This is a genomic window from Providencia sp. 2.29, from assembly GCF_015832305.1.
GTDB lineage: Bacteria > Pseudomonadota > Gammaproteobacteria > Enterobacterales > Enterobacteriaceae > Providencia > Providencia stuartii.
The window spans coordinates 4,123,255-4,138,089 of sequence record NZ_CP065420.1; the positions used below are offsets into that span (position 1 = coordinate 4,123,255).

The 14,835-nt window shown below is 43.4% G+C and carries 10 protein-coding genes; 7 read left to right on the top strand and 3 right to left on the bottom strand.

Going from position 1 to position 14,835, the window contains the following annotated elements:
• The first annotated feature begins 170 nt into the window (after nucleotides 1-170).
• The 4 genes from pepA to I3B46_RS19580 all read left to right on the top strand — a co-directional run bounded on the left by pepA (nucleotide 171) and on the right by I3B46_RS19580 (nucleotide 5,997).
• Entirely contained in the window at nucleotides 171-1,682 is a 1,512-nt protein-coding gene (gene pepA, locus I3B46_RS19565; RefSeq protein ID WP_004915960.1) for a leucyl aminopeptidase, read from the top strand.
• A 239-nt stretch (nucleotides 1,683-1,921) separates the two neighbouring features.
• Nucleotides 1,922-2,371: a DNA polymerase III subunit chi gene (locus I3B46_RS19570; protein ID WP_004915959.1), complete on the top strand. Its 450-nt coding sequence runs from the start codon at nucleotides 1,922-1,924 to the stop codon at nucleotides 2,369-2,371.
• A 13-nt stretch (nucleotides 2,372-2,384) separates the two neighbouring features.
• Complete coding sequence (locus I3B46_RS19575; protein ID WP_004915958.1) at nucleotides 2,385-5,279, top strand: valine--tRNA ligase; 2,895 nt, start codon at nucleotides 2,385-2,387, stop codon at nucleotides 5,277-5,279.
• A gap of 217 nt (nucleotides 5,280-5,496) precedes the next feature.
• Nucleotides 5,497-5,997, top strand: coding sequence for a GNAT family N-acetyltransferase (locus I3B46_RS19580; RefSeq protein ID WP_004915956.1), 501 nt, complete (start codon nucleotides 5,497-5,499; stop codon nucleotides 5,995-5,997).
• A gap of 75 nt (nucleotides 5,998-6,072) precedes the next feature.
• On the opposite strand, the gene I3B46_RS19585 is transcribed toward I3B46_RS19580, so the two are convergent.
• From I3B46_RS19585 to I3B46_RS19595, 3 genes are all read right to left on the bottom strand, one after another.
• Nucleotides 6,073-6,471, bottom strand: a complete 399-nt coding sequence (locus I3B46_RS19585) for a MerR family transcriptional regulator (protein WP_004915954.1) — start codon at nucleotides 6,469-6,471, stop codon at nucleotides 6,073-6,075.
• Nucleotides 6,472-6,732: 261 nt separating this feature from the next.
• Nucleotides 6,733-7,086 (bottom strand): helix-turn-helix domain-containing protein, encoded by a 354-nt coding sequence (locus I3B46_RS19590; RefSeq protein ID WP_004915952.1) that lies wholly within the window; start codon nucleotides 7,084-7,086, stop codon nucleotides 6,733-6,735.
• Nucleotides 7,087-7,115: 29 nt separating this feature from the next.
• Entirely contained in the window at nucleotides 7,116-7,406 is a 291-nt protein-coding gene (locus tag I3B46_RS19595; RefSeq protein WP_223854648.1) for a YdgH/BhsA/McbA-like domain containing protein, read from the bottom strand.
• A 308-nt stretch (nucleotides 7,407-7,714) separates the two neighbouring features.
• On the opposite strand from I3B46_RS19595, the gene I3B46_RS19600 reads away from it, so the two are divergent.
• From I3B46_RS19600 to I3B46_RS19610, 3 genes are all read left to right on the top strand, one after another.
• Nucleotides 7,715-8,935 carry an efflux RND transporter periplasmic adaptor subunit gene (locus I3B46_RS19600; protein ID WP_104873184.1) on the top strand — a complete coding sequence of 407 codons (1,221 nt, stop codon included), beginning with the start codon at nucleotides 7,715-7,717 and terminating at the stop codon, nucleotides 8,933-8,935.
• Nucleotides 8,935-12,075 (top strand): efflux RND transporter permease subunit, encoded by a 3,141-nt coding sequence (locus tag I3B46_RS19605; RefSeq protein ID WP_004915945.1) that lies wholly within the window; start codon nucleotides 8,935-8,937, stop codon nucleotides 12,073-12,075. The genes I3B46_RS19600 and I3B46_RS19605 overlap by 1 nt, the downstream gene beginning before the upstream one ends.
• Before the next feature lie 203 nt (nucleotides 12,076-12,278).
• Nucleotides 12,279-14,777 (top strand): heavy metal translocating P-type ATPase, encoded by a 2,499-nt coding sequence (locus I3B46_RS19610; protein ID WP_104873183.1) that lies wholly within the window; start codon nucleotides 12,279-12,281, stop codon nucleotides 14,775-14,777.
• Nucleotides 14,778-14,835: the final 58 nt, after the last annotated feature.

Here is a 14,835-nt window from a genome sequence, read left to right on the forward strand (position 1 = left end):
TAAAAGCATTCTCTATACTGATTACCCAATCAGAACATGCTTAATATTATTGAAATACCAGATATCTGCTCAGTTTAACATAAAGAGTTCATTCTCTATGAGGTAGATTATGCTGTAACGCTAATTTTAGCGGGAGCATGGGCCTTTGTCTTTAAGATTCAGGAGAACGCATGGAGTTTAGTGTAAAAAGTGGTAGCCCGGAAAAACAACGTAGCGCATGTATCGTTGTCGGAGTCTTTGAACCACGCCGTCTGTCCCCTATAGCTGAACAGCTGGACAAAATAAGTGACGGATATATCAGCGCCCTGCTGCGCCGCGGGGAACTTGAAGGTAAAGTAGGGCAATCCCTACTACTCCATCATGTACCAAATATCCTGTCTGAACGTATTCTACTCATCGGCTGTGGTAAAGAACGTGAGCTAGATGAGCGTCAATTCAAACAGATTATTCAGAAAACAATCAGCACATTGAATGAAACTGGTTCAATGGAAGCCGTCTGTTTTTTAACTGAGTTACACGTTAAAGGCCGTAATAATTATTGGAAAGTACGTCAAGCTGTTGAAACGGCAAAAGAGTCGCTCTACGTCTTTGATCAATTGAAAAGCAATAAAACGGAACATCGCCGTCCACTGCGTAAGTTGGTTTTCAATGTGCCAACACGCCGTGAATTAACGAGCGGTGAGCGTGCTATCGCCCATGGACTCGCCATTGCGTCCGGTGTTAAGGCAGCGAAAGATCTCAGCAACATGCCACCAAACATTTGTAATGCGGCATATTTAGCATCACAAGCACGTCAATTAGCTGACATTTCTGAAAATAGGCTGACAACACGTGTTATCGGTGAAGAGCAGATGAAAGAGCTAGGCATGAATGCTTACCTCGCTGTTGGTCAAGGCTCACAAAATGAATCGCTGATGTCTATCATGGAGTACAAAGGTAACCCTGATCCTGAAGCGAAACCTATTGTATTAGTCGGTAAAGGCCTCACATTTGACTCAGGTGGTATTTCTATCAAGCCAGCAGATAGCATGGATGAAATGAAATATGACATGTGCGGTGCTGCAACGGTTTACGGTGTGATGCGTTTTATCACCGAATTGCAGTTGCCAATCAACGTGGTCGGTGTGCTGGCTGGCTGTGAAAATATGCCAGGAGGACGAGCCTATCGTCCAGGTGATATCCTCACCACGATGTCAGGGCAAACGGTTGAAGTACTTAATACTGACGCCGAAGGTCGTTTAGTGCTATGTGATACCCTCACCTATGTCGAGCGTTTTGAGCCGGAATTGGTTATCGATATCGCCACATTGACAGGGGCTTGTGTAATTGCGTTAGGTAGCCATTACACTGGCTTAATGTCAAACCACAACCCTCTGGCTCATGAGTTATTAAACGCTTCTGAGCAAGCGGGTGACCGTGCATGGCGCTTACCGTTAGCTGATGAATACTATGAGCAAATCAGCTCTAATTTTGCTGACTTAGCCAATACAGGTGGTCGTCCTGCGGGTGCAATTACTGCGGGCTGCTTCCTCGCTCGTTTTGCGACCAAATACAATTGGGCGCACTTGGATATTGCTGGTACAGCATGGCGTTCAGGTAAAGCAAAAGGCGCAACAGGCCGTCCTGTGTCATTGTTGTCACAGTTCTTACTGAACCGCGCTGGCCTGAACGGCGACGATTAGTCTTAATTGATGTCCTATAATGACGCGAGTTACAGACCATTGCGTTGTAACTCGTGTCATGGGTCTAGACGCTAAATAGCTCAAGGTGTAGCGAGTCAAATTGGCGTTGCAACTTGAACTATGACGAGTATATAGCACTCAAGAGTGCGATACGCTAAAATAGCCCCATCTTCATTTCAGGGTATTGCCTGTCGCAATACCCTTTTTGCATAACATTTTTCTATTCCATAAAGAAAGAGATGAAAAACGCCACCTTTTATTTGCTTGAACAACCATCGCCGCAAGTAGAGTTAGAAGCCCATGAATGGCTTGCTTGCGAACTTGCGGCGCAAATGTGGCGTGATGGTAAGCGTGTTTTAGTCGCGTGTGAAACCGCTGAGCAAGCAGAAAAACTGGATGAGTCACTTTGGCAAAGAGATCCTCATCAGTTCGTGCCTCATAACCTTGCTGGTGAAGGGCCTCGTTATGGCGCACCGATTGAAATTTGCTGGCCGGGGAAACGTGGAAATGCCCAACGCGATATTCTGATCAATCTTCAGAGCCAGTTTGCAGACTTTGCCACTGCATTCCATGAAGTGATAGACTTTGTGCCTATTGATGAAACTTTAAAACAGTTGGCGCGTGAACGGTATAAAATTTACCGCAGCGTCGGCTTCAATTTGACTATGGCGACGCCGCCAACTAACTGAATACGATATAAAAATGGATAAGAAACCAGATAATGCGATTGCCGAGCCTTCGCTCGATAAAACTTATAATCCCGCTGAAATAGAGCAAGCACGCTATGCTCACTGGGAAAAAAGCGGTTATTTCAAACCAAACGGGGATACTAGCAAAGAGAGTTTCTGTGTCGTTATTCCACCACCAAACGTCACAGGTAGCCTGCATATGGGGCATGCTTTCCAGCAAACGATTATGGATACCATGATCCGTTACCAACGCATGCAAGGTAAAAATACGCTGTGGCAAACAGGTACTGACCATGCTGGTATCGCAACCCAAATGGTTGTTGAACGTAAGATCGCGGCTGAAGAGAACAAAACTCGTCACGATTACGGCCGCGATGCGTTTATTGACAAAATTTGGCAATGGAAAGCAGAGTCTGGTGGCACCATTTCACAACAAATGCGCCGTTTAGGTGACTCTGTTGATTGGGAGCGCGAGCGCTTCACAATGGATGAAGGCCTATCAAAAGCCGTTAAAGAAGCCTTCGTTCGTCTTTATAAAGATAACTTAATTTATCGTGGTAAACGCCTCGTTAACTGGGATCCTAAACTCCACACTGCGATTTCTGATTTGGAAGTCGAAAACCGTGAAATCAAAGGCTCCATGTGGCATTTACGCTATCCACTTGCAGATGGTGCAAAAACAGCCGAAGGTAAAGATTATCTGGTTGTCGCAACCACACGCCCAGAAACTATGCTGGGTGATACTGGTGTGGCGGTTAACCCAGAAGATCCCCGTTATAAAGATTTAATTGGTAAAGAAATTATTCTTCCAATCGTCAATCGCCGTATTCCAATTGTCGGTGACGAACACGCCGACATGGAAAAAGGCACTGGCTGCGTGAAAATTACCCCTGCTCATGACTTTAATGACTATGAAGTCGGTAAACGTCATCAGCTCATTATGATCAACATGATGGATTTAGATGGTAATGTCCGTAGTGAAGCAGAAGTCTTTGATACTCACGGTAACCCATCAACCGCATATAGCAGTGAAATCCCAGAAGCTTACCGTGGTATGGAGCGTTTTGCCGCACGTAAAGCGATTGTCGCGGAATTTGAGCAGTTAGGTTTATTGGTTGAAGTTAAGCCGCATGACTTAACAGTGCCTTATGGTGACCGCGGTGGCGTCGTTATCGAGCCAATGCTAACTGACCAATGGTATGTTCGTACTAAGCCGCTAGCAGAAGATGCCATTAAAGCGGTTGAAGATGGTCGTATTCAATTCGTACCTCGCCAATACGAAAATATGTATTACTCTTGGATGCGTGATATCCAAGATTGGTGTATCTCTCGCCAATTGTGGTGGGGTCATCGTATTCCTGCATGGTATGACGACAAAGGTAATGTCTATGTGGGTCGCGATGAAGATGAAGTTCGTCGTGAAAACAACTTGGGGGCAGAGATTGCACTGCGCCAAGACGAAGACGTATTGGATACTTGGTTCTCTTCCGGTTTATGGACCTTCTCAACATTAGGCTGGCCTGAAAATACCGAAGCACTGAAAACGTTCCATCCTACCGATGTGTTGGTCAGTGGTTTCGACATTATTTTCTTCTGGATAGCCCGCATGATCATGATGACCATGCACTTCATTAAAGATGAGAACGGCGTACCGCAAGTACCGTTCAAAACCGTTTATATGACGGGTTTGATCCGTGATGAAGAAGGCCAAAAAATGTCTAAATCCAAAGGGAACGTTATCGACCCTCTGGACATGATCGACGGTATTTCGTTAGAAGATCTGCTTGAGAAACGTACTGGCAATATGATGCAGCCACAATTGGCTGAAAAAATTGCCAAGCGTACTCGCAAAGAGTATCCAAACGGTATTGAAGCACATGGTACTGACGCACTACGCTTTACCTTAGCGGCGCTTGCCTCAACAGGCCGAGATATCAACTGGGATATGAAACGTCTGTCTGGCTACCGCAACTTCTGTAATAAATTATGGAACGCAAGCCGCTTTGTCCTAATGAACACAGAAAATCAAGACTGTGGTCAGAACGGTGGTGAAATGAGCTTCTCTTTGGCTGATCGCTGGATCATGGCTCAGTTCAACCAAACCATCAAAGCGTACCGTGAAGCCCTCGATACCCATCGTTATGATATTGCCGCGGGTATTTTGTATGATTTCACTTGGAACGAATTCTGTGACTGGTACTTGGAGCTATCAAAACCTGCTGTTCACAAAGGTAATGAAGCGCAAGCTCGTGCAGCACGTTTCACGCTGATCGAAGTATTAGAAGCGCTATTACGTTTAGCACACCCTATTATTCCATTTATCACGGAAACTATCTGGCAACGTGTGAAAGTCGTCAAAGGGATTGATGCAGATACCATCATGCTACAACCATTCCCTGAATTTGATGCAGCTAAAGTGGACGAGCAAGCACTAAGTGATTTGGAATGGATCAAAGAAGCTATCATTGCTGTCCGTAATATTCGTGCCGAAATGAATATTTCGCCGGGTAAACCACTAGATGTATTACTGCGTGGTGCTTCTGAAGATGCGAAACGTCGCGTTGCAGAAAACCAAAACTTTATTAAATCCATGGCACGCCTTGCAAGTATCACGGTACTGGCAGACGGTGAAGAAGCGCCAGTTTCTGTGACAAAACTGGTTAGCGGTACTGAGCTATTGATCCCAATGGCAGGCCTGATTGATAAAGATGCCGAGTTAGCGCGTTTGGATAAAGAGTTAGAGAAAGTACTCAAAGAGATTGAGTCTATTGAAAGCAAACTCGCTAATGAAGGTTTTGTCAGCCGTGCACCTGCTGCCGTTGTTGAGAAAGAGCGCGAGCGCCTAGCGGCTAACATTGAAGCTAAAGGTAAGTTAGAAGCACAAAAAGTGACCATTGCGTCGCTATAATCTGCCTCTTTCACACTGACTTAAAACCCTTATTGGTTCGCCAATAGGGGTTTTTTATTAGAACACCTATCTAAATAAGTAAATAAATCCCGAACCCTATACCCACGTTAATTAATCGATTATTATGATACGACTGCGTTCGCAGATCTCAGATTGAAGTTCCCTTCTGGTTCTCTCTCACTGAGTAGTACAAAACAATAAATAAAGAGAGTTTCTCATGACAACAAATACAACAACCCACACTATTCGTTTAATCGAACAAAAAGATAATGCGGGGATTGCCGCGGTTATCCGTGAAGTTTCAGCAGAACATGGCTTAACGGCTGATAAAGGTTTTGCGGTAGCCGATCCTATTTTAGATACGCTCTATGAAGTCTATAGCAAGCCTCGTAGTGCTTACTGGGTCGTTGAAATGGACGGTAAAATTGTCGGTGGTGGTGGCATATCACAATTAGCTGGCGGTGATAATGAAACAGCCGAGCTACAAAAAATGTATCTCTCTTCGGTATTAAGAGGTAAAGGGGTCGCTAAGCAGATTGTACTAATGTCATTAGAGTTTGCTAAAGCACAAGGTTATACACGCTGCTACCTAGAAACAACCGCAGATTTACAAGCAGCCATTAAACTGTATGAGAAATTAGGCTTTGAATTTATCGATGAGCCACTCGGCAATACAGGCCACAGCGATTGTGAAATCCGTATGCTAAAAGCACTGTAATCACAGTCTCCATAAGGATAGCCAAGCTGCTATCCTTATTACCTATATAGATAGAAAATCGTATAACGTTAAAGATCAAATCTCTTTAGATAATAAGTTTTTTATTATCCCACACTTATGATTGCTATTCATTTCATTGCTATGATCTTGTAAGATAATCAATTCTCTTTCGAGCTTTTTCAGCTTTTCGATATTTTCTCTAATATTAAATAGATGTGAGTTAATCACGCCCTCAACGAGCTCACAATCATCACTATTATTATCCACCAGATCTAATAGTTTTTTTATTTCACGATGAGACATATTAAGACTACGGCAATTTTTTATAAAACGGAGTCGTTCAATATGGTTTTCACTGTAACTGCGATAGTTATTATCATTTCTATTCGGAGGAACGATTAGGCCCTCTTTTTCATAAAACCGTATTGTCTCTCTTGGAATATTGAATAATTTTGATACTTCACCTATTTTCATATTCTTCCACCTAAAAACAGAGATAGGTTATTTTAAATTTTCAATAATGCTAATCCTTACCATTATTGTAAGGTCAAGAAAAACGATGATTTGATTATTTTTCTTATTTAATTTTTTTATTTCAACAAATTAAAAGTAAAACCATCAAAGGTTAACCTATTCAGCTAGCCGCTAGACCAACAATTTTTAGTTTATTGCATTATCTAGCTGGCTAGCTAGGCTTAATACTTTATGACACGATTGTTATCAAAATACGCTATACTACGCATGGTACCTGAGTGCGGTTTCTCTCCTATATTTAGCAGGGGTTACTTTCAATTTACGCTTAAAAGCTCTTGTTAACCCTTGCTGTCCATCAAAACCGTATCTAAAAGCAATATCAATAATCTTGTCATTTGTCTGTTTCAAATCAGATGACACCTTTAATAGCCTATTAATTAAAAGATATTGCCCTAAGCTGACGCCCACGGTATTTTTAAAAATACGTTGAAAATACCATTTTGAATAGCCAGCCCTATGAGAGATTTCCGCAATATTCAGTGGCTTATCCACATTCATATCAATCCATAAAAGAATATCTTGTATCACATTTTCTCTAATGGTGTGATGACTCATCGCTCATCTCCTTATAAAATCAAAGGATTTTATTGATAAAATATAACATGTCCTCGGAGTTTAGTTTCGCCACTTGCTCCAACAATTTTATAACTACTCGCCCCTATCTTTTTTGCCGTTTCCTGAGCTTGCGTTTCTATTGATGATAAACTCGCATCACCAATAAATGTGGCTGAGCTGAGTATTTTTTTATGCGTATCTACAGATAAATAATTCTCAGTAACCTTACTTGATGCCTGTTGAGAATATGTTTGATTATTTGCAGCGACGCCTTGATAACTAACTAGGCTTAATACAAATAAAGCGATAATCTTTTTCATCATTAATCCTTATTTATGTCCGTGTTTTAATTAATGATGAATATTAAAAACCTTAAAGTAGATACAAGGTCAATAACTTATTTGGCTTTTGCAAACTTATTTTTATATCTATCTCTAAGATAACCTTATTGAGAGTATTCAATTTATTTAATTAAAAATAAACGTAAACACTGTCCTTCAATATATTCCCACACCTGCTTGCATTAAAACTGTTGACCTTACAACTACTGTAACCTTTACCCTTACACAACATTGGTTATTCAACATTAAAGCTAACAATGAAATCAATTAATTAGGTAAAGTTTATTATGAAGATGAAAATCGGAATATATGCGACATTTGTTGTGGCTATGGGGATAAGCGGCCTCGCTATCGCACAAGATGCTAATAATGATAATAAACCCGAAACGACAAGTTCTACGATACTCCCTAAAGTGCCTGTCGCGGAAGTGATCCAACGGGAAATGACTCCTTTTTCTGAATTTACAGGCTACTTAGCTTCACCCAAAACGGTTGATTTACGCTCTCGCGTGGGTGGACGGATTAATTCTGTAGACGTTCCTGAAGGGCAACTGGTTAAAAAAGGCGATTTACTCTTCCAAATCGACCCTCATCCATTTCAAATCGCCTTGCTTGAGGCTGAGGGAAAATTAAGCCAAGCAGAAGCCTTAGCGGCTCAAGCTAGTAGAAATTACCAACGCCTCAAAGGATTAGTAAATAAAGGTGCCGTTTCGCGGAAAGATTATGATGATGCCTTATCCACGCTGACCGCAAATAATGCACAAGTAAAATCAGCAAAAGCCGCGGTAGAATCCGCCAAACTCAATTTATCTTATACGCAAATTCGTTCCCCTATTGCAGGCCGAGTCGATAGAGCCTTTATTACTGAAGGGAACCTAGTGACTGGTGGAGACACCAGTAGTGCAACACGTTTAACTACGATTGTTTCAATTGACCCAATATATGCTTATTTTGATATTGATGAAGCCACTTTTCATCAATTAGCGGGGTTACAATCATCAACAATAAGCAATACTAAGGCCACATTACCGCCCGTTACCATACAATTACCGAATGAAAAAAGTACCCACTATTTAGGAAGCCTGAATTTTGTTGGTAACCAAATAGAGCGGACAACAGGCACAGTAAAAGTGCGCGCCGTCGTTGCTAACAAAGAGGGGAAACTGATTCCCGGCGCTTTTATTCGTGCACAACTTCCTACCGGCCCTAAAAAAACCACCATTTTAATTGATGACCAAGCAATCGGCTCTAATCAAGGGCAAAACTATGTCTTGGTTCTTGATAACAATAACCAAGCTGAATATCGCCCTGTCCAGTTAGGTGCCCTAGTTGATGGCCTTAGAGTGATCAATGAGGGTTTAACTGCGGGTGAAAAGGTCATTATTAAAGGCCTTGTTAGACCGGGTATGGCGGTGATGCCTGAATACACCTCAATGGATCCTTCATCAACAAAAGAGCCTCACCAAACTCAACATCAACCTTCAGATGAAATAGAGGAAAACAGATAATGAATTTTCCCCGTTTCTTTATACAGCGCCCTATCTTTGCCATGGTCTTATCAATATTTATATTGATAGCAGGGATTTTGAGCTTTTATAAATTGCCCCTAAGCGAATATCCATCCGTGACTCCCCCTACGGTTCAGGTTATCGCCAGTTATCCAGGTGCAACACCCAAGGTGATCGCTGATACGGTGGCCTCCCCCATCGAACAAGCGGTTAATGGGGTAGAAGGCATGCTCTATATGAGCTCGCAAATGTCGACCGATGGAAAAATGGTACTGACCATCTCTTTTAGGCAAGATGTCGACCCCGATATTGCACAAATTCAAGTGCAAAACTTAGTTTCGCGCGTCATTCCTCGCTTGCCTCAAGAAGTTCAACAAATTGGCGTCACAACGGAAAAAACGTCACCGGATGTCCTAATGGTCGTCCATATGTACTCACCCAATAATGTCTATGACCCACTGTTTGTCTCTAATTACGCTTTACTCAATGTGCGTGATGAAATTGCTAGATTACCCGGTGTTGCCAGCGCATTAGTTTGGGGGGAAGGTGAATATGCGATGCGAGCATGGATTGATCCCACAAAAGTCGCATCATTAGGCTTAACGGCAAATGATATCGTTACGGCTATTCGCGAACAAAATATTCAAGTCGCTACAGGTTCGATTGGGCAGCAGCCGAACTCAACGTCCTCATTTCAAATCAGCGTCAATGCACTTGGTCGACTCACAACCGAAGAGCAATTTGGCAATATTATTATTCAAACAGGCGAAGATGGGCAGTCGACCTATTTAAAAGATGTCGCTCGATTAGAGCTAGGTGCCGATAATTATTCACTTCGCAGCTTACTGAATGGGCAAAACGCGGTTGGCTTACAGATTGTCATGAGCCCCGGAGCAAATGCGTTGGAAGTGGCAGAGTCGGTACGAGAAACCATGGCTCGTTTACAGGCTAACTTTATCGAAGGGATCGACTATAAAATTGCCTACGATCCAACCATTTTTGTCAGCGCCTCACTAAAATCGGTCGCTATCACCTTACTTGAAGCCACCATATTAGTGGTTATTGTCGTGGTGCTCTTTTTACAAAGTTGGCGAGCATCAATCATTCCGTTAGTAGCTGTTCCCGTATCACTCGTGGGAACATTTGCCTTTATGTACCTATTCGGCTTTTCTCTCAATACACTATCGCTATTCGGTTTAGTTATCTCAATAGGGATAGTGGTGGATGACGCGATAGTCGTCGTTGAAAACGTTGAAAGGCATATCACGGAAGGATTAACACCAAAAGAAGCCGCCTTTAAAGCGATGGAAGAGGTCACAGGCCCTATTATTGCTATTACATCAGTATTAGCGGCTGTTTTTATTCCAACCGCATTTTTATCCGGTTTACAAGGTGAGTTTTATCGACAATTTTCATTAACGATCGTGATTTCAACGATTATTTCTGCGATTAACTCATTGACCTTATCTCCTGCTCTCAGTGCTATCTTACTGAAGCCCCATGATAAAAATAGCAAACCAGACTGGTTGACTCGCATTATCAATGCGATATTTAGTCGCTTTTTCGCTAAATTTAATCTCTTTTTCAATGCATTATCCAACAAATACGTTCAGATTGTACGCCGCTGCATACGAGGAAGTTTAATTATTCTTGTGCTATATCTTGGCTTTGTTGGGCTAACCGCACTCGGGTTTAAAGTGGTTCCTAATGGCTTTGTTCCTGCACAGGATAAATATTACTTAATTGGCGTCGCGCAATTGCCTTCGGGTGCTTCTCTCGATAGAACAGAAGCGGTTGTGAAAGAGATGTCACGCCTCGCACTGATGGAGCCTGGTGTTGAAAACGTGGTAGCGTTCCCTGGCCTCTCTGTAAATGGCCCTGTTAACTTACCGAATTCAGCACTCATGTTTGCAATGCTCAAACCGTTTGATGAGCGTACTGATCCTTCACTATCAGCAAATGCCATCGCCGAACGCCTAATGGGTAAATTTAGTCAAATACCGGATGGTTTTGTTGGCATATTCCCTCCACCTCCGGTTCCCGGCTTGGGTTCGATGGGGGGCTTTAAGGTACAAATAGAAGATAGGGCTGATCTTGGCTTTGATGCGTTAGCGCAAGTGCAAGAGCAAGTGTTGATGAAAGCAATGCAAGCTCCCGAATTAACTGGCATGATGGCAAGTTTCCAGACCAATTCGCCACAAATCGATGTGGATATTGATCGCGAAAAAGCCAAAGCGCAAGGTGTTACGCTCACCGATATCTTTGATGCATTACAGATTAATTTGGGATCACTCTACGTCAATGATTTCAATCGTTTTGGTCGAACCTATCGCGTCATTGTGCAAGCAGATACACCTTTTAGAATGGATCCTAAAGATATTGAACTCATCAAGGTACGTAATAAGCATGGGGAGATGATCCCTCTGAGTAGCTTAGTGACGATTACCCGTACAAATGGCCCTGATCGCGTGATCCACTATAACGGTTACCCTTCTGTCGATATCACCGGCAACGCGGCTCCTGGCTTTACTTCAGGACAAGCCACTGATGCGATGGAGAAGATCTTACGTGAAACATTGCCCGAAGGCATGAGCTTTGAATGGACAGATCTAACCTATCAAGAGCAGTTAGCGGGTAATTCAGCACTCTATATTTTCCCATTAGCAGTGCTATTTGCTTTCTTGATCTTGGCTGCTCAATATAACAGTTGGTCATTACCATTCTCTGTACTATTAATCGCGCCAATGGCTCTACTTTCTGCTATTGCCGGCGTATGGTTGCTCAATGGAGATAATAATATCTTCACACAAATCGCTTTCATTGTACTGGTCGGCCTTGCTGCAAAAAATGCGATTTTGATTGTTGAATTTGCGATCGCCCAAGAGAAACAAGGAAAAGATCCTTTAGCCGCCGTATCAGAAGCCGCTCATCTACGATTACGCCCTATTTTGATGACATCCTTTGCCTTTATTGCTGGCGTGATCCCGCTTGTTTTAGCGACGGGAGCGGGTTCAGAGATGAGACAAGCCGTGGGGGTTGCGGTGTTCTTCGGCATGCTAGGTGTAACGCTATTTGGTTTACTATTAACCCCTGTTTTCTACATGATGATACGTAAATTAGCGGGTAAAAAATCCCCATAATCGACCTCAAAAACAGTTCGCTAAACAACGATAGTTTAGCGAACTCATAATACAAACCTATTATATTGCATATAAAACAAAGAGATAGTTACATTTGACTGTGGCTATCTCTTTTTTGAACATAATAATAAAAAAAATGCTTGACCTTCCCCTTAAGGTAAACGTTAGGCTTTACGCATGATGATACTTAAGAGGGTAAATCAATGACTACGAATCTATCTCAATCTTCAGCCAATAGGCTGAGTTTACCAGTCGAAGGAATGACCTGTGCATCCTGTGTAGGCCGTGTCGAACGTGCCTTAAAAGCGGTCGATAATATTGATACCGCCGTCGTGAACTTAGCAACTGAACGTGCAGACATTACATTTAAAGAGCATGTTGATGTAGACGCCGCGATCCGTGCGATTGAAAGTTCAGGCTATAAAGTCAGAGAAGAAATCACAGAATTAGCCATTGAAGAGATGACGTGTGCATCTTGTGTTGGTCGTGTTGAAAAAGCACTTACTCAAATACCCGGTGTTATTGAAGCGAGTGTCAATTTAGCCACCGAGCGCGCTCGCATTCGCCATTTGTCTGGAGCCGTCACTGTCGCTGACTTAGAAGCTGCCGTTGTTCAAGCCGGTTATAAGCCTCGTCGCTTATCCGATGCCAGCACCAATGTGAATGAGCAAGCGGATGAACGTCGTGAACAAGAGGAGCGTTCACTGCGCCGTTCACTATTTACTGCCGCAATATTTACGCTACCAGTATTTATTATTGAAATGGGCTCTCACTTTATTCCGGGTATTCATCATTGGGTTGCAAATACTCTCGGTCAGCAACTCAATTGGTATATCCAATTTGTGTTAGCCACTCTCGTTTTATTCGGCCCAGGCTTGCGCTTTTTCCAAAAAGGGGTTCCCGCGTTGCTGCGTGCTGCACCGGATATGAACTCACTGGTTGCAGTCGGTACGGCAGCCGCTTACGGCTATTCAGTTGTTGCCACCTTTATGCCACAAATTCTGCCCGTTGGCACTGCGAATGTGTATTTCGAAGCCGCGGTCGTTATCGTGACATTAATTCTGCTTGGTCGCACATTGGAGGCGCGAGCAAAAGGGAAGACGTCTCAAGCCATTAAACGCCTTGTTGGCTTACAAGCCAAAACAGCACGAGTGGAACGTGATGGCAAAATGATCGAAATTCCACTCGATGAAGTCGCCACCGACGACATTGTTTTCGTTCGTCCGGGTGAAAAAATTCCTGTTGATGGTGTTGTTATCGAAGGGGCTTCTTATGTCGATGAAAGCATGATCACCGGTGAACCGGTTCCTGTCTCAAAAGAAATAGGCTCTGAGGTTGTCGGCGGTACTATCAATAAAACAGGGGCATTCAGTTTCCGTGTGACCCAAATTGGTTCAAACACCGTATTAGCACAAATTATTCGCTTAGTTGAAGAAGCGCAAGGATCCAAACTACCAATCCAAGCATTAGTGGATAAAGTCACGATGTGGTTTGTGCCAGCGGTCATGGCAGGTGCAGTTATCACTTTCTTTATTTGGTTGATTTTTGGCCCAGATCCTGCGCTCACCTTTGCTCTGATCAACGCCGTTGCGGTATTGATTATTGCATGTCCGTGTGCGATGGGCCTTGCGACACCAACATCTATTATGGTCGGTACTGGTCGTGCAGCGGAATTAGGTGTTCTTTTCCGTAAAGGTGAAGCCTTACAAGCTCTGCGTGATGTCAGTGTCGTCGCTCTGGATAAAACCGGTACGTTAACAAAAGGTCGCCCTGAATTAACCGATCTCGTTCCAGCAGAAGGATTTGAATATGATGAAGTTTTAGCCTTAGTTGCTGCGATTGAAACCCGCTCCGAGCATCCGATAGCCGAAGCCATTGTGGCTGCCGCAAAAGAAAAAGGGATTTCATTTGCCGCAATCGAAGAGTTTGAAGCCGTACCTGGGTTTGGTGTTTCAGCGAAAGTAGGAGGCCGTTCAATTTCTGTCGGGGCTGATCGCTTTATGAAACAACTCGGCTTAGAAGTGAGCCATTTCCAACCAACCGCATTACGTTTAGGCGAACAAGGCAAAAGCCCGCTGTATGCGGCAATTGATGGGCGTTTAGCAGCAATTATTGCCGTTGCTGACCCAATAAAAGAGACCACCCCAGAAGCGATTAAAGCCTTACATTCATTAGGCTTAAAAGTGGCGATGATCACCGGTGATAATGCGGCAACGGCTGCTGCAATCGCTAAGCAACTCGGTATTGATGAAGTGGCTGCCGAAGTACTGCCTGACGGTAAAGTCGCAGCACTAAAACAGTTCCGTAGTAATGGCAATAAAGTCGCCTTTGTGGGGGATGGTATTAACGATGCTCCTGCACTTGCCGAAGCCGATGTTGGGTTGGCTATCGGTACGGGAACAGACGTCGCCATTGAAGCGGCAGATGTGGTCTTGATGTCAGGTGACTTGCGTGGTGTTGTCGATGCAATTGCCTTAAGCCAAGCGACTATCCGTAATATAAAACAAAACCTATTTTGGGCGTTCGCTTATAACGCGCTCTTGATCCCAGTAGCAGCAGGCTTACTGTACCCAATTAATGGCACTTTGCTTTCACCGATTTTAGCGGCGGCGGCAATGGCTCTTTCTAGCGTCTTTGTATTAGGTAACGCCTTACGTCTTAAACGCTTCCAAGCACCGATGAAAGAAGGCATCACTCAATAAACAATCGACAAGCCAGGCCTTGCTCAGGTCTGGCTATACCAATCGAAAGGAGAACATG

Coding starts and splice junctions, on each gene's coding strand:
- pepA (WP_004915960.1), top strand. CDS start 171: ATGGAGTTTAGTGTAAAAAGTGGTAGCCCGGAAAAACAACGTAGCGCA.
- I3B46_RS19570 (WP_004915959.1), top strand. CDS start 1,922: ATGAAAAACGCCACCTTTTATTTGCTTGAACAACCATCGCCGCAAGTA.
- I3B46_RS19575 (WP_004915958.1), top strand. CDS start 2,385: ATGGATAAGAAACCAGATAATGCGATTGCCGAGCCTTCGCTCGATAAA.
- I3B46_RS19580 (WP_004915956.1), top strand. CDS start 5,497: ATGACAACAAATACAACAACCCACACTATTCGTTTAATCGAACAAAAA.
- I3B46_RS19585 (WP_004915954.1), bottom strand. CDS start 6,471: ATGAAAATAGGTGAAGTATCAAAATTATTCAATATTCCAAGAGAGACA.
- I3B46_RS19590 (WP_004915952.1), bottom strand. CDS start 7,086: ATGAGTCATCACACCATTAGAGAAAATGTGATACAAGATATTCTTTTA.
- I3B46_RS19595 (WP_223854648.1), bottom strand. CDS start 7,406: ATGAAAAAGATTATCGCTTTATTTGTATTAAGCCTAGTTAGTTATCAA.
- I3B46_RS19600 (WP_104873184.1), top strand. CDS start 7,715: ATGAAGATGAAAATCGGAATATATGCGACATTTGTTGTGGCTATGGGG.
- I3B46_RS19605 (WP_004915945.1), top strand. CDS start 8,935: ATGAATTTTCCCCGTTTCTTTATACAGCGCCCTATCTTTGCCATGGTC.
- I3B46_RS19610 (WP_104873183.1), top strand. CDS start 12,279: ATGACTACGAATCTATCTCAATCTTCAGCCAATAGGCTGAGTTTACCA.